Genomic DNA, 22,535 nt, shown 5'->3' with positions numbered 1-22,535 from the left:
CCCGCTTGCGCGGGCGTTTTTTACTTGCTGGCCACGGCCACCGGGGCCTGGTGGTATTTGCGGATAAAGTCGCGCAGCTGCGGGTAGATGTCCTCGCGCCAGCGCCGGCCCGAAAAGATCCCGTAGTGGCCGCAACGCTCTGCGCTCAGGTGCTGCTTGCGGTTTTTCGGGATGCCGGCGCACAGGTCGTGCGCGGCGGCGGTCTGGCCGGCGCCGGAGATGTCGTCGAGTTCGCCCTCGATTGTCATCAGTGCCGTGCCCTTGATGTCCTGCGGGCGCACCGGCTTGCCGTCGATGGCCCAGGTGCCGTTGGCCAGGCGGAATTCCTGGAACACCTCGCGGATGGTGTCGAGGTAGTACTCGGCGGCCATGTCGAGCACCGCGTTGTATTCGTCGTAGAAGCGCACGTGCGCCTCGGCGTCGTCGGCATCGCCCTCGACCAGGCTCAGGTAGTAGTCATAGTGCGACGACAGGTGCCGGTCCGGGTTCATCGCGACGAAGCCGGCATGCTGCAGGAAGCCCGGGTAGACGCGGCGGCCGTGGCCGGGGTAGTTGGCCGGCACGGTGTAGATGACGTTGTTCTCGAACCACTCGTAGGACTTGTTGGTCGCCAGCGAGTTGACCGCGGTCGGGCTTTTGCGCGCGTCGATCGGGCCGCCCATCATGGTCATGGTGCGCGGAGTCTTCTCGCCGGCGGACGCCATCAGCGAAATGGCGGCCAGCACCGGTACCGTGGGCTGGCACACCGAGATCACGTGCAGGTTCTCGGCGCCGATATGGCGGATGAATTCCTGGATGTAGTAGATGTAGTCCGACAGGTGGAAGGCGCCTTCCTCGACCGGCACCATGCGCGCGTCGATCCAGTCGGTGACATAGACCTTGTGGTCCTGCAGCAGCGTGCGCACGGTGTCGCGCAGCAGCGTGGCGTGGTGGCCCGACAGCGGCGCTGCCACCAGCACCACGGGCTCGTCCTTGAGCAGCTTGATGGTCTCGGGGTCGTCGGCATAGCGCTTGAAGCGCAGCAGCTTGCAGAAGGGCTTCTCCAGCACGGTCTGCTCGACGATGGGGATGTCGCGGCCGTTGGAGCGCACCGACTTGATATCGAACGCCGGTTTTTCGTATTCCTTGCCAAGCCGGTACAGCAGTTCGTAGCCGGCGGCCAGGCGGGGTGCGCCAGGTACCAGCGACATCGGGCTGAGGGGGTTGGTGAAGGTCTTGGCGGTCGCCTGGGCCCACGCGGTCAGCGGGTGCAGGATCGAGCGCTGGAACTCATGCAATTGATAGAGCATGCCGTTTCTGCCTGGTCTTACTGAGAATGCGTACCACCAAGTAACAATGTACTGACAATACACCTGGAATCGTGTGGCGCCGATTATGCCTGAATCGAACGACCGTGCTAACGATCTTGCTTTGCAGCATATACCTTAAAGTACTTCCGTATGCGCGGAACACAATAAGGCATTGGCCTGATTTTTCGGTGACAACGTCCTACAACATCGCAAACAAATGCAAAAAGCGGCCGAAGCCGCTTTTTTCTATTGTTTTGTGATGTGCGCGCCAGTTGCCGTCCGTTGCGGCGCGGCAACTGGCAACGGTGTTACATCACGGCGGCGATCGCGTCGACCACGGCGTCGATGTTGCGGCTGTTCAGCGCCGCCACGCAGATGCGGCCGGTGCTGACGGCGTAGATGCCGTGCTCGTTGCGCAGGCGGTCGACCTGGTCCGAGGTCAGGCCCGAGTACGAGAACATGCCGCGCTGGGCCTTGACGAAGGAGAAGTCGCCCGGCACGCCCTTGGCGGCCAGCTTGTCGACCAGCGCGTGGCGCATCAGCTTGATGCGGTCGCGCATCTCGGCCAGTTCTTCTTCCCACATGGCGCGCAGTTCCGGGCTGTTCAGCACGGTCGCGACCACGGTGCCGCCGTGGGTCGGCGGGTTGGAATAGTTGGTGCGGATCACGCGCTTGACCTGCGACATCACGCGCAGCGCTTCTTCCTTGCCGGTGGTGACGATCGACAGCGCGCCGACGCGCTCGCCGTACAGCGAGAAGCTCTTCGAGAACGAGCTCGACACGAAGAACGGCAGGCCGGAATCGGCGAACAGGCGCACCGCGGCGCCATCGGCATCGATGCCGTCGGCAAAGCCCTGGTAGGCCATGTCCAGGAACGGAATCAGGTTGCGTTCCTTGACCAGTTCCACCACCTGCTGCCACTGCTCGGGCGACAGGTCGACGCCGGTGGGATTGTGGCAGCAGGCGTGCAGCACGACGATGGTGTTGGCGGGGAACGACTTCAGCGATGCCACCATGCCGGCGAAGTTCAGGCCGTGGCTGGGAGCGTCGTAGTAGGCGTAGTTGACCACCGGGAAGCCGGCCGATTCGAACAGCGCGCGGTGGTTTTCCCAGCTCGGGTCGCTGATGGCGACCTTGGCGTCCGGGTACAGGCGCTTCAGGAAGTCGGCGCCGATCTTCAGCGCGCCGGTGCCGCCAAGTGCCTGGGCCGTCACCACGCGGCCTTCCGTGATCAGCGGGGATTCCTTGCCGAACAGCAGCGTCTGCACCGCCTGGTCATAGGCCGCGATGCCTTCGATCGGCAGGTAGCCGCGCGGGGTGGCGGTGGTCAGACGGGCCTTTTCTGCCTCCTGGACGGCGCGCAGCAGCGGGATTTTCCCTTCGTCGGTGAAGTACACGCCAACGCCCAGGTTGACCTTGGTCGGGCGGGTGTCGGCATTGAAGGCTTCGTTGAGGCCCAGGATCGGGTCGCGCGGGGCCATCTCGACGGCAGAAAACAAACTCATTTGGAATCTCGTGGTCGGCTATGTGAAAAACGGAAGGCGTAGAATGCTCCGTACTGCGCTGGAGGCTGGCAGGCCCGGCCGCGCTCTTCGTGGCTTGAAGCGGGGGCTGACAACCCCAAGATTCTAGCGTAATCCGCCCGTTTTCCTCAGGTATTTCCCTAGTCACGCCCCTATGACGAACCTTGCCGAAGCCGCGCCGGCCCTGGACGAAGACAAATTCGTCACATTTCCCGGCTCTCCCTTCCAGTTGTACCAGCCGTTCCCGCCGGCCGGCGACCAGCCCGAGGCAATCCGGCAGCTGGTGGAGGGGGTGGAAGACGGCCTCTCGTTCCAGACCCTGCTGGGCGTCACCGGTTCGGGCAAGACCTTCACCATGGCCAACGTGATCGCCCGCATGGGACGGCCGGCGATCGTGTTCGCGCCCAACAAGACGCTGGCGGCGCAGCTCTACGCGGAATTCCGCGAGTTCTTCCCGCGCAACGCCGTCGAGTACTTCGTCAGCTACTACGACTATTACCAGCCCGAGGCCTACGTGCCGCAGCGCGACCTGTTTATCGAGAAGGACTCGTCGATCAACGAGCATATCGAGCAGATGCGGCTGTCGGCGACCAAGAGCCTGCTGGAGCGCCGCGACACCGTCATCGTCGCGACCGTGTCGGCGATCTACGGGATCGGCAACCCGACCGAATACCACCAGATGATCCTGACGCTGCGGGCCGGCGACAAGATCAGCCAGCGCGACGTGATCGCGCGCCTGATCGCGATGCAGTACACCCGCAACGAGACCGACTTCCAGCGCGGCACCTTCCGCGTGCGCGGCGACACTATCGACATCTTCCCCGCGGAGCATGCCGAGATGGCGGTGCGGCTGGAGATGTTCGACGACGAAGTCGAGTCGCTGCATTTCTTCGACCCGCTCACGGGTCGGGTGCGGCAGAAGATCCCGCGCTTCACGGTCTACCCGTCGAGCCACTACGTGACCCCGCGCGAGACCGTGCTGCGCGCGATCGAGGCGATCAAGGACGAACTGCGCGAGCGGCTCGAGTTCTTCCACAAGGAAAACCGCCTGGTGGAGGCGCAGCGGCTCGAGCAGCGCACCCGCTTCGACCTCGAGATGCTGTCCGAGCTGGGCTTCTGCAAGGGCATCGAGAACTATTCGCGGCACCTGTCCGGGGCGCGCCCCGGCGACCCGCCGCCGACGCTGGTCGACTACCTGCCGCCCGACGCGCTGATGTTCCTGGACGAGTCGCACGTGCTGATCGGCCAGCTCAACGGCATGTACAACGGCGATCGCGCGCGCAAGACCACGCTGGTGGAGTACGGCTTCCGGCTGCCGTCGGCGCTGGACAACCGGCCGCTCAAGTTCGACGAGTTCGAGCGCAAGATGCGGCAGGTGATGTTCGTCTCCGCGACGCCGGCGCAGTTCGAGCAGGAGCACGCCGGCCAGGTGGTGGAGCAGGTGGTGCGCCCGACCGGCCTGGTCGACCCGGTCATCATGGTGCGCCCGGCGACCACGCAGGTGGATGACCTGCTGTCCGAGATCCATGTCCGGGTCGAGGCCGGCGAGCGCGTGCTGGTGACCACGCTGACCAAGCGCATGGCCGAGCAGCTGACCGAGTTCCTGACCGAGAACGGCGTCAAGGTGCGCTACCTGCACTCGGATATCGATACCGTCGAGCGCGTCGAGATCATCCGCGACCTGCGCCTGGGCACCTTCGACGTGCTGGTGGGCATCAACCTGCTGCGCGAGGGGCTGGACATCCCCGAGGTCTCGCTGGTGGCGATCCTCGATGCCGACAAGGAAGGCTTCCTGCGTGCCGAGCGCTCGCTGATCCAGACCATCGGCCGCGCCGCGCGCAACGTCAACGGCACCGCGATCCTGTACGCGGACCGCATGACCGACTCGATGAAGAAGGCCATCGACGAGACCGAGCGCCGCCGCGCCAAGCAGATCGCCTTCAACGAAGCCAACGGCATAACGCCGCGCGGCGTGGTCAAGCGCATCAAGGACATCATCGACGGCGTCTACAACGTCAGCGATGCACGCGCCGAGCTGCAGGCGGCGCAGGAGCAGGCGCGCTATGAGGAGATGAGCGAAAAGCAGGTCTCGAAGGAGATCAAGCGGCTGGAGAAGCTCATGCTCGAGCATGCGCGCAACCTGGAGTTCGAACAGGCCGCGCAGGTGCGCGACCAGCTGGCCAAGCTCAAGGCGCAGGTGTTCGGCGCCAGCGGCGAGGGCGCGCTGCCGCCTGCCTGACACGGGTAGTGCCGGCTCCGGCTGGCCTATAGTGAAATGCATCACACCTGATCTAGGAGCCGCATCATGGTAAAACTAGCACTATGGGTACCGCTGGAGGCCAAGCCGGGCAAGGAGCAGGAAGTTGAGCAGTTCCTGCGCGACGGGCTCGCGCTGGTGGAGCAGGAGGCCGGCACCACGGCCTGGTTCGCGCTGCGGCTGGGCCCGTCGATGTTCGGCATCTTCGATGCTTTCCCCGATGACTCCGCGCGCGAGGCGCACCTGAGCGGAAAGGTTGCGGCGGCGCTGATGGCCAAAGCGCCGGAGCTGTTCACGGGGACGCCGCCGATCCAGAAGCTGGAGGTGGTGGCGGCCAAGCTGCCTTGATGGCGAACGACAAGGAGCTACGATGGAACGCCAGTTTGAATATGGCGGCTACGCGGTCGTGGTCAGCGCGGTCCCGAATGCCGCCGGCGGTTTTGCGGCGCAGATGCGCATCGCTGATGCCTTCGGCGAGCCTTCCGGCCCCACCTTCGAGGCGATTGCGGGCGACGCGCCCACTCCCGAAGGGGCTATCGCCCTGGCGGAGGCCGGTGCCATGCGCGCGATCGACGCCGGCGAGGTCAGCTAGCCGGACATCCCCCATTTTCCGTGGAGAACCACAATGACCGAAATCGGTGAATGGAAGAAGAAGGTCTATGAAACCCACGAAGTGCAAGTGCAGGTCAGGCAGCGTTCACAGAGCGAATGGTCGTACACCGTGCGCGTCTGCCGCCCCGGCACCAACATCCGGGCCGCCGGCACGCTGACCGACAGCTCGCGCATCACCGACCACTACAAGTCGGCCGAGGCCGCGCAGGTGGCCGGGTTTGCGCACGGCGAGCGCCTGGCCAAGCAGCTCGCCTAGCGTCGCGGGCGGCCTAGCCTCACGACAACGCCGGGCCGGCGCAAAGGGCGACAGGTAGAATCGCGCCTCCATGCCATCTTGCCAAGCCTTGATCCGATGAAGTCATACGCCATCCTGATGTGTTGCATGGGGAATATCTGCCGTTCCCCCACGGCGGAGGGCGTGCTGCGCGCCAAGCTCGATGCCGCCGGGCTGGCGCCGCTGGTGGAGCTGGATTCGGCGGGCACGCATGAATACCACCTCGGCCGCGCTCCCGATCCCCGCACCCAGCGCCATGCGTTGCAACGCGGCTATGACCTGTCGGCGCTGCGCGCGCGCAAGGTCGGCGTGCCGGACTTCGACCGCTTCGACCTGATCCTGGCGATGGACCGCGAGAACCTGGCCGGCCTGCTGCGGCTGCGCCCGGACGCGGGCGACAAGGTTCGGCTGCTGATGAGCTTCGCCACCCGCCACGATGCCGACGAGGTCCCGGACCCGTATTACGGCGAAGGCGACGGCTTCGAGCGCGTGCTCGACTACATCGAGGATGCCTGCGACGGCCTAGTGGCCGAGCTGCGCCAGCGCCTGCAGCATCCGGCCGGCTGAGCCGGCCCGCTGCTCGGTCTTTCCCGGCCTCCCCCCACCGCGCGGCGCGCTGCGCCCGCGGCCGGCGGCCCGATCCCGACGAGAATCCATGCTCCGCAAACTGTTTCGCAAATGGCGCGAGTCGCGCAATGCCAGCCTGCAGCTCGACGCCATCCTGGCCGCGGCCGATCCGCAGGCGCCGCTGGCCGAGCGCAACGGCTGGCTGATCGAACTGGCCTTCTGGATCCGCCGCGACGGCGGCCTCGGCGCCGAGGCCGACAGCCAGGAAGAGGGCGCGCCGCGCCGCCATCCGGAGCACGTGCGGCTGCGCTACCTGCTGCAGGTACTGGAGCGGCACCCGGACTGGGCCGCGCGCTTTGCGCAGACAGTGCGCAGCCTGCTGCGCGAGAACGACCCCACCGGCCTGTTCTGCGATACCGGCGTGGCGCAGCACCCCGGCTTCTTCAGCGAGATGGTGAGCCGGCTGCAGAGCCGCTTCCTGCCGCCGCCGCCGAACCGCAGCGACATGGCCGCGCTGTTTGCGCTGGTGTTCGTCGGCGACGACGATGCCGACTGGGTCGAGGCCATCGACGCTGCGCTGATGGCGCGGCTGGCACGCGTGCTGGAAACCGGCCGCGCGGACGGCGCGGCGGAGGGCCTGGCGCGCTATCGCGAGGCGCTGGGCCACACCCTGGCCACCAGCATCGCGGTGCTGGTCAGCCAGGTGCGTGCCACCGGGCTGAGCCAGGCGATCCGCTCGCGGCTGGCGGGGCGTGTCGAGGACACGCCGTTCTTTCGCCTGGACGAGGCCATCCAGGCCCTGCGCGAGGACGGGCTGCGCCGCGACGACAGCAGCTTCGGGCACCGCCTGAATTATTTCCGCGCGCTGCTCGATGGCTGCCACGCCGCCGCGCGCCACGTGTATGAGGACCTGGAGGAGAACGGCGTATCGGTCGAGGTGGTGTTCCAGATCGAGCGCATGAAGGTACAGCTCAGCCGCATCGAGCTGCTGCTGGCGGCGTGGGTCGAGCCCGGCCGTCCCGGCATGCCGGCGCACCTGGTGGCCGAGCTGATCCGCTCGACCCAGGCGCGGCGCAGCATTGCGCATCTGGCCGGCACCTCGTTCGCGCAGCTGGCGCGCAAGGTGGTGGAACGCTCGGCCGAGACCGGCGAGCACTACATCACGCGCGACCGCCGCGAATATGCCGAGCTGGTGCGCGCGGCAGCGGGCGGTGGCCTGGTGTCGGTGGCCACGGTGTACCTCAAGTTCCTGATCTACGGGCTGCACCTGGACAAGTTCAGCGAAGGCTTGCTGGCCTCGCTCAACTATGCCGGCAGCTTCCTTGCCATCCATTTCGCCCACTTCACGCTGGCGACCAAGCAGCCGGCCATGACCGGGCCCGCGCTGGCACACCGGCTCGATAACGCGGGGCGGCCGGAAGGGCGCGAGATCTTCGTCGACGACACCGTCGCCATGATCCGCTCCAACGCGGCGGCCATTGCCGGCAACCTGGCGGTGGTGTTCCCGGTGGCGCTGGGCGTGCAGTGGCTGGCGCACCGGCTGCTGGGCACCAACCTGATCACGCCGGCCAAGGCGATCGCCACTATCGAGTCCTTCTCGATCCTGGGGCCGACGCCGCTGTACGCGGCCTTTACCGGCGTGCTGCTGTGGCTGTCGAGCCTGTTCGCGGGCTGGGCGGACAACTGGTTCGCGCTGCACCGCGTGCACGACGTGATGGCCTACCACCGCCGCCTGCAGTACGTTGTCGGTGCGCACGGCGCCACCCGGGTGGCGGACTTCTGCAAACGCAACCTGTCGGGCATCGTCGCCAACGTATCGCTGGGTTTGCTGCTGGGGCTGGGGCCCGAGATCCTGAGCTTTTTCGGCCCGCATATGGAAGTGCGCCATGTGACGCTGTCGACCGGCTCGGTGGGCGCGGCGCTCGGGGTGCTGGGCTGGGATGCGCTGCGCATGCCGGCGCTGTGGCTGGCGGTGGCGGGCATCGCGCTGATGGGCATGCTGAACGTGGCGGTCAGCTTTGCGCTGGCGTTCAATATGGCGCTGCGGTCACGCAATTTGCGCCGCATCGATCGCGCCGAACTGAGCGCGGCTGTGCGGCGGCGCATCCTGAAACAGCCGCTGTCGCTGCTGGTACCGCCGCGCGCGGCACCCGCGCACGCGGCTGCAGGCGGGCGCCGGGCCTGAGGGGACGGGTGGGGCGGGGTGGTGCGGTGCGGCAGGGGTAGTTGACTGAATTAGTCGGGTACCTTTATACTTGACGGAAACGATCAAGTATTAGCTTCACCCCCACGCATCACCCCAGAGCCCTGCACCATGAGACTGACCACCAAAGGCCGCTTCGCGGTCACTGCGATGATCGACCTGGCCATGCGCCAGGACCAGGGACCGGTCACGCTTGCCGGCATCAGCCAGCGGCAGAAAATCTCGCTGTCGTACCTGGAGCAGCTGTTCGGCAAGCTGCGCCGGCACGAGATCGTCGAAAGCGTGCGCGGCCCGGGCGGCGGCTACAGCCTGGCGCGCAAGGCCGAGGACGTCACCGTGGCGGACATCATAATCGCCGTGGACGAGCCGCTGGATGCCACCCAGTGCGGAGGCAAGGGCAATTGTAACGGAGATGACGGCTCGGGGCGTTGCATGACCCACGAACTGTGGGCCACGCTGAACCAGAAGATGGTCGAGTACCTCGACTCGGTTTCCCTCAAGAACCTGGTGGACCAGCAGCGCGAGCGCCAGCCCGCCGTGCTGCACGACATGCGCGAAGACGCTGCGCAGCCGGTCGTCGCCGCCGCGCGCGGCAAGGCCGACAAGCAGGAAAAACCGGTCCGGGCCAGAATGGTGAATTCAGTTTTCAGCCTGGCGCAGTCCTGAGCGCGCCGGCAAGACAGCAACACAGCGATCAGCGGTCCCTTACAAGGCAGTCATAACGATGAGCACCCCACATTTCCCCATCTACATGGATTACTCGGCCACCACGCCGGTGGACCCGCGCGTGGCGGACAAGATGATTCCGTACCTGCGCGAGCAGTTCGGCAATCCCGCGTCGCGCAGCCATGCGTACGGCTGGGAAGCGGAGCGCGCGGTGGAAGAGGCGCGCGAGCAGGTGGCCGCACTGGTCGGCGCCGACCCGCGCGAAATCGTGTGGACCTCGGGGGCGACCGAGTCGGACAACCTGGCGATCAAGGGCGCCGCGAACTTCTATTCGGGCAAGGGCAAGCACATCATCACCGTGAAGACCGAGCACAAGGCCGTGCTCGACACCACGCGCGAGCTGGAGCGCCAGGGCTTCGAAGTGACCTACCTGGACGTGAAGGAAAACGGCCTGCTCGACATGGACGTGTTTAAGCAGGCGCTGCGCCCGGACACCATCGTGGTATCGGTGATGCTGGTCAATAACGAGATCGGCGTGATCCAGGACGTCGAGCAGATCGGCGAGATCTGCCGCGAGAAGGGCATCATCTTCCATTGCGACGCCGCGCAGGCGACCGGCAAGGTGACAATCGACCTGAACAAGCTGAAGTGCGACCTGATGTCGTTCTCGGCCCACAAGACCTACGGCCCCAAGGGCATCGGCGCGCTGTACGTGCGCCGCAAGCCGCGCGTGCGCATCGAGGCGCAGATGCACGGCGGCGGCCACGAGCGCGGCATGCGTTCGGGCACGCTGGCCACGCACCAGATCGTCGGCATGGGCGAAGCCTTCCGCATCGCGCGCGAAGAGATGGCCACCGAAAACGAGCGCATCCGCATGCTGCGCGACCGCCTGTGGAACGGCCTGTCGGACATGGAAGAGGTCTACCTGAACGGTGACCTGGAGCATCGCGTGCCGCACAACCTGAACGTCAGCTTCAACTTCGTCGAAGGCGAGTCGCTGATCATGGCGATCAAGGACGTGGCGGTGTCGTCGGGCTCGGCCTGCACCTCGGCCTCGCTGGAGCCATCGTATGTGCTGCGCGCGCTGGGCCGCAACGATGAGCTGGCGCACAGCTCGATCCGCTTCACGGTCGGCCGCTTCACCACCGAGCAGGAGATCGACTACACCGTCGAGCTGCTCAAGAGCAAGATCGGCAAGCTGCGCGACCTGTCGCCGCTGTGGGAAATGTTCAAGGACGGCGTCGACCTGAATTCGATCCAGTGGGCCGCGCACTGAGCGCATGAGCACCCGCGGGATCCCGCCAAAATAACAGCAAGACCCCCGTAAAAGATACGCAAGAGGTAAGCCAAATGTCATACAGCACGAAGGTTCTCGACCACTATGAAAACCCCCGCAACGTCGGTTCGTTCGACAAGAACGACGACGCGGTCGGCACCGGCATGGTCGGCGCCCCGGCTTGCGGCGACGTGATGAAGCTGCAGATCAAGGTCAACGAGGCGGGCGTGATCGAAGACGCCAAGTTCAAGACCTACGGCTGTGGCTCGGCCATCGCTTCGTCGTCGCTGGTGACCGAGTGGGTCAAGGGCAAGACCGTGGACCAGGCGCTGGAGATCAAGAACACCCAGATCGCCGAGGAACTGGCGCTGCCGCCGGTGAAGATTCACTGCTCGATCCTTGCCGAAGACGCGATCAAGGCCGCCGTCGAAGACTACAAGAAGAAGCACGGCGCCGAGCAAAAGGCCGCCTGACCTGTCGCACTGAGCACGGCACCGACGAAGGAACGCAACGATGATCACCATGACCGAGAAGGCCGCCAAGCATGTGGCGCGCTATCTGGAACGCCGCGGCAAGGGCGTGGGCCTGCGCCTGGGCGTGAAGACCACCGGCTGCTCGGGCCTGGCCTACAAGCTGGAATACGTCGACGAACTGCTGCCGGAAGACAACGTGTTCGAATCGCACGGGATCAAGGTCATCGTCGACGCCAAGAGCCTGCCGTATATCGACGGCACCGAACTCGACTACGCGCGCGAAGGGTTGAACGAAGGCTTCCGCTTCAACAACCCCAACGTCAAGGACGAGTGCGGCTGCGGCGAGTCGTTCACGGTCTGATGTACGCCGCAGCAGGCTGACGCGGGCAGGGCCGCCGGTGGAGCGCAGCATCGTCGGCTTCCGCCGGGACGACGAAGGCCACTGGGTGGCCGAACTCGACTGCGGCCATGGCCAGCATGTGCGGCATGACCCGCCGTGGCAGTCGCGGCCCTGGACGCAGAGCGAGGCGGGCCGCGCCGCCATGATCGGCACGCGGGTCAATTGCCTGAAGTGCGACCGCAACGAGCCGCCGGCCGAGTGGGCCAGCCAGCCCGCGCGGTAGCGGCGGCAGCACGGACGAAGGGCGGCGCGGCCGCTCTTTTTTCTTGGGGAAGCAGTTGAAAGACGATTTTTTTGCGCTGTTCGGCCTGCCGGTGCAGTACGGCGTCGACGAGGCCGCGCTGGACGCGGCCTACCGCACCGTACAGTCGCAGGCGCATCCGGATCGCTTCGCCAAGGCCGGCGATGCCGAGCGCCGCGTGGCGATGCAGTGGGCCGCGCATGCCAACGAAGCCTATCGCACGCTGCGCCAGCCGCTGCGGCGCGCGACCTACCTGCTCAAGCTGCGCGGCATCGACGTGCAGGCGGAGAACAACACCGCGATGTCGCCCGCGTTCCTGATGCAGCAGATGGAATGGCGCGAGGCGCTGCAGGACGCGGTGGAAGCGCGCGACGTGGACCGCCTTGATGCGCTGCTGCGCGAGCTGCGCCAGGAGAAGCGCGAGCGCCACGCGGCATTGGGCGCGCTGCTCGATGCCGGCGACAACGACGCGGCCGGCGGCGCGGTGCGGCAACTGATGTTTATCGAGAAGATCGAGCACGATACCAGCGAGGCCGTCGACCGGCTGGAAGACTGACCGGCAAGATCGCCGGGGCCATGACACAATGGCGCCCGGCCTGAAAACCGCACGCATGCCGCCCCGCATGGCGGTTTCCCCTGCCGTACAAGACAGCGAAGAATTACCATGGCACTGCTCCAGATTTCCGAACCCGGCATGTCGCCGGCGCCCCACCAACGCCGCCTCGCCGTCGGCATCGACCTCGGCACCACCAACTCGCTGGTGGCCGCGGTGCGCAGCAGCATTCCCGAAGTGCTGGCCGACGAGCGCGGCCGCGCGCTGCTGCCCTCGGTCGTGCGCTACCTGCCTGACCGTACCGCGCATATCGGCTACCGGGCCCAGGAAGAAGCGGTGCGCGATCCCAAGAACACCATCGTCTCGGTCAAGCGCTTCATGGGCCGCGGCCTGCGCGACGTCGCCAATATCGAGCACAGCCCGTACGATTTCGTCGATGCGCCCGGCATGGTGCAGATCAAGACCGCGGCCGGCGTGAAGAGCCCGGTCGAGATCTCGGCCGAGATCCTGGCCACGCTGCGCCAGCGCGCCGAAGACAGCCTCGGCGACGACCTGGTCGGCGCCGTCATCACGGTGCCGGCGTATTTCGACGAGGCCCAGCGCCAGGCGACCAAGGACGCCGCGCGCCTGGCCGGCCTGGAAGTGCTGCGCCTGCTCAACGAGCCCACTGCCGCGGCCATTGCCTACGGCCTCGACAATGCCGCCGAAGGCATCTATGCCGTGTATGACCTCGGCGGCGGCACCTTCGATATCTCGGTGCTCAAGCTGACCCAGGGCGTGTTCGAGGTGCTGGCCACCGGCGGCGATTCGGCGCTCGGCGGCGACGACTTCGACCAGCGCCTGCTGTGCTGGATCGTCGAGCAGGCCAACCTGCAGCCGCTGTCGGCGCAGGACATGCGCCTGCTGATGGTGCGCGCGCGCGCCGCCAAGGAAGCGCTGTCCGAAGCGGACAGCACCGTGATCGACGCAGTGCTGGAATCCGGCGAGATCGTGCACCTGACGCTGACCGACCAGACCTTCGAGCAGATCACTGCCCACCTGGTGCAGAAGACGCTGGCGCCGGTGCGCAAGGCGCTGCGCGACGCCGGCGTGACGCCCGAAGACGTCAAGGGCGTGGTGCTGGTCGGCGGCGCCACGCGCATGCCGTCGATCCGCAAGGCGGTGGGCGATTTCTTCGGCCAGAGCCCGCTCACCAACCTCGATCCGGATCGCGTGGTGGCGCTGGGCGCGGCGATGCAGGCCAACCTGCTGGCCGGCAACCATGCCCCCGGCGAGGACTGGCTGCTGCTCGACGTGATCCCGCTGTCGCTGGGCGTCGAGACCATGGGCGGCCTGGTCGAGAAGATCATCCCGCGCAACAGCACCATCCCGGTGGCGCGCGCGCAGGAATTCACCACCTTCAAGGACGGCCAGACCGCGATGGCGATCCACGTGCTGCAGGGCGAGCGCGAGCTGGCCAGCGACTGCCGTTCGCTGGCGCGCTTCGAGCTGCGCGGCATCCCGCCGATGGTGGCCGGCGCGGCGCGCATCCGCGTGACCTACCAGGTCGACGCCGACGGGCTGCTGTCGGTGAGCGCGCGCGAGACGCACTCGGGCGTGGAAGCGTCGGTCACGGTCAAGCCGTCTTACGGGCTGGCCGACGACGATATCGCGCGCATGCTGCAGGACAGCTTCCGCGAGGCCGAGCACGATATGAAGAGCCGTGCGCTGGCGGAGGAACGTGTCGAGGCGGAACGCCTGGTCGAGGCCACCGAGCGTGCGCTGCAGACCGATGGCGACCTGCTGTCGGCCGAGGAGCGCGCACAGGTCGAAGCGCTGATCGCCGACGTGCGCGAGATCGCCCGGGGTGAAGACCACCTTGCGATCCGCGCCACGGTGGAAAAACTGTCGCACGGCACCGATGAATTCGCCGCCCGCCGCATGGACCGCTCGATCAAGAGCGCACTGGCGGGGCGCAAGGTACAGGAGCTGGGCTGATCACCGCGCCTGCACCGCACTACAGAACCCAGGAAACGACATGCCACAGATCATTGTTTTGCCCCACGTCGAATACTGCCCGGAAGGGAAGGTGATCGAGGCCGAGAAGGGCGTCAGCGTGCTGGATTCGCTGCTCGCCAACGGCATCGATCTCGAGCACGCGTGCGAGAAGTCCTGTGCCTGCACCACGTGCCACGTGATCGTGCGCGAGGGCTTCGACTCGCTCAACGAGGCCGAGGAGAAGGAAGAGGATTTGCTCGACAAGGCCTGGGGCCTGGAGCCGAATTCGCGCCTGTCGTGCCAGGCCATCGTCGACGAGGAAGACCTGACCGTCGAGATTCCCAAGTACACCATCAACCACGCCAAGGAAGGCCACTGAGCCGACGGCACCGATCCCAGCGGAGAACAAGCCCATGAAGTGGACCGATACCTACGCCATCGCCGAAGCCCTGTACGACAAGTTCCCGGATGTCGATCCGGCCGGCGTGCGCTTTACCGACCTGCGCCGCTGGGTGCTGGAGCTCGACGGCTTTGCCGACGATCCGGCGCGCTCGGGCGAGAAGATCCTGGAGGCGATCCAGCAGGCGTGGATCGAGGAAGCGGAATGAATTCCTGATGTCAGGAATAAACAAAAAGGCCGGCTTGATGCCGGCCTTTTTGCTTTGGAGCCCGACGATCGAACTGATCGACCGCTCGGATTGCTCCCTCTCCCGCATGCGGGAGAGGGGCGCGAACCATCAGTCTTCGCGCCGCAGGTGCGGGAACAGGATCACGTCACGGATATTCGGGCTATCCGTCAGCAGCATCACCAGCCGGTCGATGCCGATGCCGCAGCCGCCCGTCGGCGGCATGCCGTATTCCAGCGCGCGGATATAGTCGGCGTCGAAGTACATCGCTTCCTCGTCGCCGGCATCCTTCTGCTCGACCTGCTTGCGGAAGCGGTCGGCCTGGTCCTCGGCGTCGTTCAGCTCGGAGAAGCCGTTGGCGATCTCGCGGCCGGTGATGAACAGTTCGAAACGCTCGGTGATGCCCGGCACCGTGTCCGAGGCGCGCGCCAGCGGCGAGACCTCGACCGGGTAGTCGACGATAAAGGTCGGCTCCCACAGCTGGCTTTCGGCGGTTTCCTCGAACAGCACCAGCTGCAGCGTGCCCAGGCCGGCGTTGAGGAACTGCGGCGCGTTGGTGTTGACGCCGAACTTCTTCAGTTCGGTGCGCAGGAATTCGGCATCGGCCAGCTGCGCGTCGGTGTACTGCGGCGCGAACTTCTGGATCGCCTGGCAGATGGTCAGGCGGTGGAACGGCTTGGACAGGTCCAGCTCGCGCTCCTGGTACGTCAGCACCGCGCTGCCGCGCGCGTCGATCGCCGCCTTGCGGATCAGGTCCTCGGTGAAGTCCATCAGCCAGCGGTAGTCGGTGTAGGCCGCGTAGAACTCCATCATGGTGAACTCGGGGTTGTGGCGCGGGCTCACCCCCTCGTTGCGGAAGTTGCGGTTGATCTCGAACACGCGCTCGAAGCCGCCGACGATCAGGCGCTTCAGGTACAGCTCGGGCGCGATGCGCAGGAACATCTGCATGTCGAGCGCGTTGTGGTGCGTGATGAAGGGCTTGGCCGCGGCGCCGCCCGGGATCGGGTGCAGCATCGGCGTTTCCACTTCCATGAAGCCGGCGTCGGCCATATGGCGGCGCAGCGACGAGATCGCGTCGGTGCGCGCGCGGAAGGTATTGCGCGTTTCCGGCGACACGATCAGGTCGACATAGCGCTGGCGGTACTTCATTTCCTGGTCGGCCAGGCCGTGGAACTTGTCCGGCAGCGGGCGCAGCGACTTGGACAGCAGGCGCAGCTCGCGCACCTGCACCGACAGCTCGCCCTTGTTGGTGCGGAACAGCTCGCCGCGCGCGCTGATGATGTCGCCCAGGTCCCAGTGCTTGAAGGCGGCGTAGACCTCTTCGCCGACCTTGTCGCGGGTGATGTAGAACTGGATCTGGCCGCTGCCGTCCTGCACCGTGGCGAAGCTGGCCTTGCCCATCACGCGCTTGAGCATCATGCGCCCGGCGATGGCGACCTCGACCGGCGCGGCCTCGAGCGTGGCCTGCTCGGTGTCGGCGTACTGCGCCTGCAGCGCGGCGGCCTGGTGGGTGGGGCGGAAATCGTTGGGGAAGGCCACGCCTTGCTGGCGCAGCGCGGCCAGTTTTTCGCGCCGCTCCGCGATGATCTTGTTTTCGTCGACGGCGGGCGTGTCGGCGGCGGCGGCCTTGTTCTGCGCCGGGGCCTGGGCGCGGTTCGGTTCGGTCATGATGTCGTGTCGGTCGCGCGCCGGGCAGCGCGCGGGTTCAGTATGGCTTCAGTAATTGCGGAGATCGTCCAGCTCGGTGGTGCCGAAATCCGGGCGGTGCAGGTAAGCGACGATGCGGCCGGCGGTTTCCTCGGCCGAGGCGAGTTGCTGGTTGGCCTTGAGTTCGCGGAAGCGCTGCACCTGGGCAAAATCGGCATTGCGGATGGTGGCCTGCATGCCGGTATCGATCACGCCGGGCGCCAGCGCCACCGCGCGCACGGTGTGCGGCGCCTCGGCATGGGCGTACTCGGCGTTGACCGAACGCATGAACATGTCGAGCCCGGCCTTGCCGGCGCAGTAGGCGCTCCAGCCTTCGATCGGGCGCCGTGCCGCGCCGGAGGAGATCGCCAGCACCTTGCGCGGGCAGCCGAACTTCTCGGTGCGTTCCAGGAACGCCGCGGTCATGGTCATCGGCGCCGCCAGGTTGGTCAGCAGGTGCGGCACCAGCGATTTTTCCTGCAACGCCGCCACCGGTCCGATCGGCTCGACCACGCCGGCGTTCAGGATCAGCGTGGCGCTGGTCGGCGGCAGGTCGAGCGTGTCGAGCACGCTGGCGAGCCAGGTGGCGGCAGGGCCGGCCTGCGCCAGGTCCTGCAGGTGCCAGGCCACCGGCACGCCGCTGAGCGTGGCGATGCGCTCGAGCTCGGTGTTGCGGCTGCGCGCAACGCAGATCAGGCGGTTGCCCGGCACCAGCAGGGCGTTGGTCAGTGCCGCGCCCAGCCCGCGCGAGGCGCCGGTGATGATGTACAGGTGATTGGCTTCGCTCATGGTGCCCCGGTCGGAAAGGCCGTCGTGCCGGCATGGCGCGGGCGGCGGTACAGCGATGGATGGGTTGCTGTGCCGCCGCCGGCCGGCGGCGGGTACGGTCTTAAAGTCCCTGCTTGAGGCTGGCCTCGATGAACGGGTCCAGGTCGCCGTCCAGCACCTTCTGGGTGTTGGACATTTCCACGTTGGTGCGCAGGTCCTTGATGCGGCTCTGGTCCAGCACGTAGGAGCGGATCTGGTGGCCCCAGCCGACGTCGGTCTTGCCGGCCTCGAGCTTGTCGGCCTCGGCCTGGCGCTTGCGCATCTCGTGCTCGTACAGGCGCGACTTCAGCATCGACATGGCTTCGGCGCGGTTGCGGTGCTGCGAGCGGTCGTTCTGGCACTGCACCACGATCCCGGTCGGGATGTGCGTGATGCGCACGGCCGAATCGGTCTTGTTGATGTGCTGGCCGCCCGCGCCCGAGGCGCGGTAGGTGTCCACGCGCAGGTCCGCCGGGTTGATCTCGACCTCGAACGAATCGTCCACCTCGGGATAGACGAACACCGACGAGAACGAGGTATGGCGCCCGCCCGACGAATCGAACGGCGACTTGCGCACCAGGCGGTGCACGCCGGTTTCGGTGCGCAGGTAGCCGAAGGCGTATTCGCCCTCGATCTTGATGGTCGCGCTCTTGATGCCGGCGACGTCGCCCTCGGACTCTTCCAGCACTTCGGCCTTGAAGCCCTTGCGCTCGCAGTACTTCAGGTACTGGCGCAGCAGCATCGAGGCCCAGTCGCACGCTTCGGTGCCGCCGGCGCCGGCCTGGATGTCGATAAAGGCGTTGGCCTGGTCCATCTCGCCGGAGAACATGCGGCGGAATTCCATGTCCGCCACCACCGCCTCGAAGCCCTTGACGTCGGTCTCGATCGACTCGAGGGTGTCGTCGTCGCCTTCTTCCCTGGCGAGCTCGAACAGCTCTTCGGCACCGACGAGGTCATCGGTGAGCTTGCCCAGGACGCCGACCACGCCCTCGAGCATCTTCTTTTCCTTGCCGAGGTCCTGGGCCCGCTTGGGGTTGTTCCAGACGTCGGGGTCTTCCAGCAGGCCGTTGACTTCGTCCAGCCTTCCTACTTTGACATCGTAGTCAAAGATACCCCCGTAGATCTTCCGTCCGGGAACGGAGATCGGAGATGGCACCGGAGATGGCGTTGAGGCGTTCTGCTTCCATGATGTTCCTGCGCTTCGAAAACCTCGAATTATAGCGGATCGGCGCGGCAGATCGGGGCTTGCCAGGCGTCTCGACGGCGCCCCGAACCGAACGCAACGGCGCCGGCGCGGTCTATCCGGCGGTGCCGGGCGGCGCGCGCGGCGATAATACGGGTCGCAAGCCGCCCCCGGCAGAGACCAAGAACAGGACGCATGACGAAAACCAGACATGACCTCGAGCCAGGCCGGCGCCGTACGCTGGCCCTGCTGCTGGCGGCCGCGACGGCGGCGATCACGGCCGGCTGCGGCACCACGGGCGGGCCCGTGCCGGACGGCTACTACCGCGTCGAGCGCGGCGACACGCTGTATTCGATCGCGCGCAAGCACCGCCGCAGCGTGCGCGACCTGACCCGCTGGAACAGCGATCTCACCAGCCCGGGCCAGATCGAGGTGGGGCAACTGATCCGGGTGCGCCCGCCCGGCGCCGCTGCCGGCACCGCCACGGCGTCGAGCGGCACCGGGCAGGCCGTGACCGATACGCCGCGGGTCGACGGCGCCGCGGCATCCCGGCCGCCGGCCAGCAGCATCCGCCTGCAATGGCCGGCCGACGGCCGCGTCACGACCGGCTTCGCGCCGCCCGCCAGCAAGGGCCTGAGCATCGCCGTGCCGGCCAACGGCACGGTGCGCGCCGCCGCCGCCGGCCGCGCCATCCACGTCGGCAACCTGCGCGGCTACGGCATGCTGGTGATCGTCAAGCACAACGACGACTGGCTCACCGTCTACGGCAACCTCGACCAGCCGCTGGTCAGCGAGGGCGCGCAGGTGTCGGCGGGCCAGGACGTGGGGCGCATGGGCGCGAGCCCGAGCGAACTGCACTTCGAGGTGCGCGGCAACGGCAAGCCGGTGAATCCGGCCAGCTACCTGCCGTCGCGCGGCTGAGCGGGGCGCACCGCGCCCCCGGGCACGCTACTGCGCGTGCTCGATCACCAGCTGCACGCGGGTGACGCCGTTGAAGGTGTTGTTGTCGAGCCGGTAGGCCACTTGCGCGCTGGCGCCGAGCGAGTCGGCATGGTTAAACCAGATCGCGTCGAAGCGCTGGCTGCCGCGCCCCAGCTGCAGCTTCAGGTGCTTGCCCTTGAGCACGCTCTGGCGCAGCACGTCGAACTCGCCGCAGAAGGTCGGCGCCGGGAAGCCCTGGCCCCACACCTGCTGTTCCAGCAGGGTGACGAACTCCGGGCTGAAGCACTGGTCCTCGATATCGCCGTCGGTCTCGATCACGCGCGCCAGCTGGTCGTCGGTCAGCCATTCGCGCCCGACCGCCTCGAACGCTTCCTGGAACTCGGCAAAGCGTTCGGCGCGCACGGTCAGTCCCGCAGCCATGGCGTGGCCGCCGAACTTGAGCAGCATGCCGGGGTGGCGCTTGGACACCAGGTCGAGCGCATCGCGCAGGTGGAAGCCCGGGATCGAGCGGCCCGAGCCCTTGACGGTGGTGTCGTCGCCCGGCGCAAAAGTGATGGTGGGGCGGTGGAACTTGTCCTTGAGCCGCGACGCCACGATCCCGATCACGCCCTGGTGCCAGGTATCGTTGAACACGCTGACGGTAAAGCGCGAGGCATCCGCGCCGGCCAGCCCGGCCATGGGCTGCTCCAGGATGCGCAGCGCTTCCTGCTGCATGCCGGCCTCGATGTCGCGCCGCTCGCGGTTCATGCTGTCCAGCTCCTGGGCGATTTCCCAGGCGCGGTTGGCATCGTCGGTCAGCAGGCACTCGATGCCCAGCGACATGTCGGCCAGCCGGCCGGCCGCATTCAGGCGCGGCCCCAGGCCGAAGCCAAGGTCGAAGGTGTTGGCGCGCGCGGACTCGCGCCCGGCGGCGCGGAACAGCGCGGCCACGCCGGGCTGCATGCGGCCGGCGCGCATGCGGCGCAGGCCCTGCGCCACCAGGATGCGGTTGTTGGTGTCGAGCTTGACCACGTCGGCCACGGTGCCCAGCGCCACCAGGTCCAGCAGCGTTTGCAGCGGCGGCTGGTTCTGCTGGGTGTACACGCCGCGCCGGCGCAGTTCGGCGCGCAGCGCCAGCAGCACGTAGAACATCACGCCCACGCCCGCCAGGTTCTTGCTGGGGAATTCGCAGCCCGGCTGGTTCGGGTTGACGATCACCGCGGCCTGCGGCAACTCCGAGCCCGGCAGGTGGTGGTCGGTCACCACCACGTCGATGCCCAGCGCATTGGCCGCGGCGACGCCGTCGACGCTGGCAATGCCGTTGTCGACCGTGACGATCACGTCCGGATTCTGCTTCGCCGCCAGCGCCACGATTTCGGGCGTCAGGCCATAGCCGTACTCGAAGCGGTTGGGCACGATGTATTCGACCCGCGCGCCTAGCATGCGCAGCCCGCGCACGCCCACCGCGCACGCGGTGGCGCCGTCGCAGTCATAGTCGGCGACGATCAGCAGGCGCTTGCCGGCGGCGATGGCGTCGGCCAGGTAGGTCGCGGCGTGGCCGATGCCCTTCATGGCCGCGGGCGGCACCAGTTCGGGCAGGTCGGTGGCCAGTTCCGTGGCGCGGGCCACGCCGCGCGCGGCCAGGATGCGCGCCAGCGTCGGGTGCAGGCCGGTGGCGGCCAGCGCGCTGGCGTGTTCGGGAGAATATTGGCGGATGGCGATCCGGGTCATGGGCGGGGCGGCAGTGGAATGTCGGGAGCGATGGCTTCAGGCGGCAAAGGCGAGGTCGGACAGCAGCGCGCGCCAGTCGCCGCGCTGGCCCATGCCGCGCCAGAATTTGCGCAGGTCGGCGCGCCGCACGGTGAACTCGGCGAAGTGGTTCTCGCCGCCAAGCACCAGCGTGACGGCGCCGATCCGGCCGGCCGCGAGCGCTTCCAGCGCCGGACCGAACCAGTCGGCATCGAGCGCGTGCATGCGGTCCAGCCACAGGCCCCAGTCCTCGGCGATATGCGCCTCGGTGGCGCTGTCGAGCATCGCGAGTACCGAGCCTTCGAGCGCGGCCGCGCCGACCAGGCCTGCCGGCACCGGCAGCACGCGGCTGCCGCCGGCCAGCGCCAGGCCGCTCAGGAACGGGTCGCCGCTCAGCACCGTATCGGCCAGCCGCGGCACCGGCTGCAGCGCGCCGCCGCCGTACAGCCAGACCGAATTGACCGGGACCTCGCCGGCGGCCTCGCGGGCCTGGTTGACGCGGTGGTCGAACCACGTCATCTGGATTTCGTTCTGTAGCCGGCGCCAGTCGCGCGCGCGCGCGCCGGCCTGCATCCAGATGTCGATATTGCGGCCCGCCGCGCGCAGCGGGGTGGTGGCCTCGAGCGGGCCGAACACGGCCTCGGGCAGGTACCAGCGCTGCGGGCAGGGCGTCTCCAGCGCGATGCCGGACTCCTGCAGCAGTGCGTCGATGGCCTCGCGCAGCGCGGTGGCTTCCTGCGGCCGCAGGCCGAGCTGGCCCGGCGGCATCAGCACCAGGTGATCGCGCGCGGCATGGATGTGCACCGGCTCCAGGCACGCCCAGGACTGGCCGTCGGCGGGGGCCTGGACCCCCGTCGGTGCGTCCGGGGCGGCCCCGACGCTGTCGGCCAGCCGCATATAGGGCGCCAGCGGCACCCGCACCGTGTCCAGTCCGGCCTTGCCGGCCAGCCAGCGTTCCTGCGGCAGGCTGCGCAGGAAAGGGTCGTCGTGCCGCTCGCGCGGGCCGGGCGCGGCCCGGGTCAGCAACTTTCCGAGCGCCGGCAGCTCCAATTGCCGCAGCAGCGCGCCGGGAACGACGTCGTCGCGGCCGTCGTCGCCGGCGCCGGGCGGGACGGAAAAGGGCACAATCAGGGTCAGGTGCGTCATCATGGTGGCGAGATTGTAAACTCCCGGCTGGCTCGCGCCAGTCCCGGACCCGGCCGCGACGTGAGCGCGGCGCCGCCCGCCAGTGTGCCCTGCGTGCCGCCGGCGG

General features: G+C 67.4%; 23 protein-coding genes. 16 read left to right on the top strand and 7 right to left on the bottom strand.

Annotation, left to right across the window (positions count from 1 at the left end; all coding sequences use genetic code 11):
* Window positions 1-20: 20 nt before the first annotated feature.
* A complete protein-coding gene (locus A3AG_RS0118825) occupies window positions 21-1,289 on the bottom strand; it encodes a polyhydroxyalkanoate depolymerase (RefSeq protein WP_018006922.1) in 1,269 nt (422 codons plus the stop codon).
* A 308-nt stretch (window positions 1,290-1,597) separates the two neighbouring features.
* The gene (locus A3AG_RS0118820; RefSeq protein ID WP_018006921.1) at window positions 1,598-2,794 is read right to left on the bottom strand and encodes an amino acid aminotransferase; all 1,197 of its coding nucleotides are present in this window, start codon (window positions 2,792-2,794) and stop codon (window positions 1,598-1,600) included.
* A 172-nt stretch (window positions 2,795-2,966) separates the two neighbouring features.
* On the opposite strand from A3AG_RS0118820, the gene uvrB reads away from it, so the two are divergent.
* From uvrB to iscX, 15 genes are all read left to right on the top strand, one after another.
* Window positions 2,967-5,051, top strand: coding sequence for an excinuclease ABC subunit UvrB (gene uvrB, locus A3AG_RS0118815; protein ID WP_018006920.1), 2,085 nt, complete (start codon window positions 2,967-2,969; stop codon window positions 5,049-5,051).
* 66 nt (window positions 5,052-5,117) lie between these two features.
* Window positions 5,118-5,417, top strand: coding sequence for a putative quinol monooxygenase (locus A3AG_RS0118810; RefSeq protein ID WP_018006919.1), 300 nt, complete (start codon window positions 5,118-5,120; stop codon window positions 5,415-5,417).
* A gap of 22 nt (window positions 5,418-5,439) precedes the next feature.
* A complete protein-coding gene (locus A3AG_RS0118805) occupies window positions 5,440-5,661 on the top strand; it encodes a hypothetical protein (RefSeq protein ID WP_018006918.1) in 222 nt (73 codons plus the stop codon).
* Between the two features lie 33 nt (window positions 5,662-5,694).
* The gene (locus A3AG_RS0118800; protein WP_018006917.1) at window positions 5,695-5,937 is read left to right on the top strand and encodes a hypothetical protein; all 243 of its coding nucleotides are present in this window, start codon (window positions 5,695-5,697) and stop codon (window positions 5,935-5,937) included.
* 96 nt (window positions 5,938-6,033) lie between these two features.
* On the top strand, window positions 6,034-6,522 hold the full coding sequence (locus A3AG_RS0118795) for a low molecular weight protein-tyrosine-phosphatase (RefSeq protein ID WP_018006916.1): 489 nt from the start codon (window positions 6,034-6,036) through the stop codon (window positions 6,520-6,522).
* A gap of 88 nt (window positions 6,523-6,610) precedes the next feature.
* Window positions 6,611-8,707, top strand: a complete 2,097-nt coding sequence (locus tag A3AG_RS0118790) for a site-specific recombinase (RefSeq protein ID WP_018006915.1) — start codon at window positions 6,611-6,613, stop codon at window positions 8,705-8,707.
* A 129-nt stretch (window positions 8,708-8,836) separates the two neighbouring features.
* Window positions 8,837-9,391 (top strand): Fe-S cluster assembly transcriptional regulator IscR, encoded by a 555-nt coding sequence (iscR, locus tag A3AG_RS0118785; RefSeq protein ID WP_018006914.1) that lies wholly within the window; start codon window positions 8,837-8,839, stop codon window positions 9,389-9,391.
* Between the two features lie 52 nt (window positions 9,392-9,443).
* Entirely contained in the window at window positions 9,444-10,667 is a 1,224-nt protein-coding gene (locus tag A3AG_RS0118780; protein WP_276307889.1) for an IscS subfamily cysteine desulfurase, read from the top strand.
* A 74-nt stretch (window positions 10,668-10,741) separates the two neighbouring features.
* Entirely contained in the window at window positions 10,742-11,140 is a 399-nt protein-coding gene (gene iscU / locus A3AG_RS0118775) for a Fe-S cluster assembly scaffold IscU (protein WP_010809025.1), read from the top strand.
* A gap of 40 nt (window positions 11,141-11,180) precedes the next feature.
* Window positions 11,181-11,501, top strand: a complete 321-nt coding sequence (gene iscA, locus A3AG_RS0118770) for an iron-sulfur cluster assembly protein IscA (protein ID WP_012352433.1) — start codon at window positions 11,181-11,183, stop codon at window positions 11,499-11,501.
* 37 nt (window positions 11,502-11,538) lie between these two features.
* On the top strand, window positions 11,539-11,763 hold the full coding sequence (locus A3AG_RS0118765) for a DUF3565 domain-containing protein (protein WP_018006912.1): 225 nt from the start codon (window positions 11,539-11,541) through the stop codon (window positions 11,761-11,763).
* Between the two features lie 55 nt (window positions 11,764-11,818).
* Window positions 11,819-12,337 carry a Fe-S protein assembly co-chaperone HscB gene (gene hscB, locus A3AG_RS0118760; protein ID WP_018006911.1) on the top strand — a complete coding sequence of 173 codons (519 nt, stop codon included), beginning with the start codon at window positions 11,819-11,821 and terminating at the stop codon, window positions 12,335-12,337.
* Between the two features lie 108 nt (window positions 12,338-12,445).
* Complete coding sequence (gene hscA, locus A3AG_RS0118755; RefSeq protein WP_018006910.1) at window positions 12,446-14,311, top strand: Fe-S protein assembly chaperone HscA; 1,866 nt, start codon at window positions 12,446-12,448, stop codon at window positions 14,309-14,311.
* Between the two features lie 40 nt (window positions 14,312-14,351).
* Window positions 14,352-14,690 (top strand): ISC system 2Fe-2S type ferredoxin, encoded by a 339-nt coding sequence (gene fdx, locus A3AG_RS0118750; protein WP_018006909.1) that lies wholly within the window; start codon window positions 14,352-14,354, stop codon window positions 14,688-14,690.
* Window positions 14,691-14,724: 34 nt separating this feature from the next.
* Window positions 14,725-14,919 carry a Fe-S cluster assembly protein IscX gene (iscX, locus tag A3AG_RS0118745; RefSeq protein WP_018006908.1) on the top strand — a complete coding sequence of 65 codons (195 nt, stop codon included), beginning with the start codon at window positions 14,725-14,727 and terminating at the stop codon, window positions 14,917-14,919.
* Between the two features lie 129 nt (window positions 14,920-15,048).
* Here iscX and lysS read toward each other — a convergent pair whose 3' ends face one another.
* The 3 genes from lysS to prfB all read right to left on the bottom strand — a co-directional run bounded on the left by lysS (window position 15,049) and on the right by prfB (window position 18,617).
* Complete coding sequence (lysS, locus tag A3AG_RS0118740; protein WP_018006907.1) at window positions 15,049-16,605, bottom strand: lysine--tRNA ligase; 1,557 nt, start codon at window positions 16,603-16,605, stop codon at window positions 15,049-15,051.
* A 48-nt stretch (window positions 16,606-16,653) separates the two neighbouring features.
* Window positions 16,654-17,412 (bottom strand): SDR family oxidoreductase, encoded by a 759-nt coding sequence (locus A3AG_RS0118735; RefSeq protein WP_018006906.1) that lies wholly within the window; start codon window positions 17,410-17,412, stop codon window positions 16,654-16,656.
* Window positions 17,413-17,512: 100 nt separating this feature from the next.
* A protein-coding gene (gene prfB, locus A3AG_RS34040) for a peptide chain release factor 2 (protein ID WP_115678322.1) occupies window positions 17,513-18,617 on the bottom strand; the annotation gives its coding sequence in 2 pieces (ribosomal slippage) (window positions 17,513-18,535 and window positions 18,537-18,617; 1,104 coding nt in all).
* 191 nt (window positions 18,618-18,808) lie between these two features.
* Between prfB and A3AG_RS0118725 the strand changes: the two genes are divergently transcribed.
* Window positions 18,809-19,534, top strand: coding sequence for a peptidoglycan DD-metalloendopeptidase family protein (locus A3AG_RS0118725; RefSeq protein ID WP_018006904.1), 726 nt, complete (start codon window positions 18,809-18,811; stop codon window positions 19,532-19,534).
* Window positions 19,535-19,561: 27 nt separating this feature from the next.
* Here the strand turns inward: A3AG_RS0118725 and recJ are convergent, their stop codons facing one another.
* Both recJ and A3AG_RS0118715 read right to left on the bottom strand, forming a co-directional pair.
* On the bottom strand, window positions 19,562-21,265 hold the full coding sequence (gene recJ / locus A3AG_RS0118720) for a single-stranded-DNA-specific exonuclease RecJ (protein ID WP_018006903.1): 1,704 nt from the start codon (window positions 21,263-21,265) through the stop codon (window positions 19,562-19,564).
* A 36-nt stretch (window positions 21,266-21,301) separates the two neighbouring features.
* Window positions 21,302-22,432 carry a hypothetical protein gene (locus tag A3AG_RS0118715; protein WP_018006902.1) on the bottom strand — a complete coding sequence of 377 codons (1,131 nt, stop codon included), beginning with the start codon at window positions 22,430-22,432 and terminating at the stop codon, window positions 21,302-21,304.
* Window positions 22,433-22,535: the final 103 nt, after the last annotated feature.

The organism is Cupriavidus neocaledonicus, assembly GCF_000372525.1.
Taxonomy (GTDB): Bacteria; Pseudomonadota; Gammaproteobacteria; order Burkholderiales; family Burkholderiaceae; genus Cupriavidus; species Cupriavidus neocaledonicus.
This window is presented reverse-complemented; position numbering and strand designations above follow the sequence as displayed.

Bases quoted from the DNA above. Each gene is read 5' to 3' on its own strand.
- A3AG_RS0118825 (WP_018006922.1), bottom strand. From the start codon at position 1,289: ATGCTCTATCAATTGCATGAGTTCCAGCGCTCGATCCTGCACCCGCTG.
- A3AG_RS0118820 (WP_018006921.1), bottom strand. From the start codon at position 2,794: ATGAGTTTGTTTTCTGCCGTCGAGATGGCCCCGCGCGACCCGATCCTG.
- uvrB (WP_018006920.1), top strand. From the start codon at position 2,967: ATGACGAACCTTGCCGAAGCCGCGCCGGCCCTGGACGAAGACAAATTC.
- A3AG_RS0118810 (WP_018006919.1), top strand. From the start codon at position 5,118: ATGGTAAAACTAGCACTATGGGTACCGCTGGAGGCCAAGCCGGGCAAG.
- A3AG_RS0118805 (WP_018006918.1), top strand. From the start codon at position 5,440: ATGGAACGCCAGTTTGAATATGGCGGCTACGCGGTCGTGGTCAGCGCG.
- A3AG_RS0118800 (WP_018006917.1), top strand. From the start codon at position 5,695: ATGACCGAAATCGGTGAATGGAAGAAGAAGGTCTATGAAACCCACGAA.
- A3AG_RS0118795 (WP_018006916.1), top strand. From the start codon at position 6,034: ATGAAGTCATACGCCATCCTGATGTGTTGCATGGGGAATATCTGCCGT.
- A3AG_RS0118790 (WP_018006915.1), top strand. From the start codon at position 6,611: ATGCTCCGCAAACTGTTTCGCAAATGGCGCGAGTCGCGCAATGCCAGC.
- iscR (WP_018006914.1), top strand. From the start codon at position 8,837: ATGAGACTGACCACCAAAGGCCGCTTCGCGGTCACTGCGATGATCGAC.
- iscU (WP_010809025.1), top strand. From the start codon at position 10,742: ATGTCATACAGCACGAAGGTTCTCGACCACTATGAAAACCCCCGCAAC.
- iscA (WP_012352433.1), top strand. From the start codon at position 11,181: ATGATCACCATGACCGAGAAGGCCGCCAAGCATGTGGCGCGCTATCTG.
- hscA (WP_018006910.1), top strand. From the start codon at position 12,446: ATGGCACTGCTCCAGATTTCCGAACCCGGCATGTCGCCGGCGCCCCAC.
- fdx (WP_018006909.1), top strand. From the start codon at position 14,352: ATGCCACAGATCATTGTTTTGCCCCACGTCGAATACTGCCCGGAAGGG.
- iscX (WP_018006908.1), top strand. From the start codon at position 14,725: ATGAAGTGGACCGATACCTACGCCATCGCCGAAGCCCTGTACGACAAG.
- lysS (WP_018006907.1), bottom strand. From the start codon at position 16,605: ATGACCGAACCGAACCGCGCCCAGGCCCCGGCGCAGAACAAGGCCGCC.
- A3AG_RS0118735 (WP_018006906.1), bottom strand. From the start codon at position 17,412: ATGAGCGAAGCCAATCACCTGTACATCATCACCGGCGCCTCGCGCGGG.
- A3AG_RS0118725 (WP_018006904.1), top strand. From the start codon at position 18,809: ATGACGAAAACCAGACATGACCTCGAGCCAGGCCGGCGCCGTACGCTG.
- recJ (WP_018006903.1), bottom strand. From the start codon at position 21,265: ATGACCCGGATCGCCATCCGCCAATATTCTCCCGAACACGCCAGCGCG.
- A3AG_RS0118715 (WP_018006902.1), bottom strand. From the start codon at position 22,432: ATGATGACGCACCTGACCCTGATTGTGCCCTTTTCCGTCCCGCCCGGC.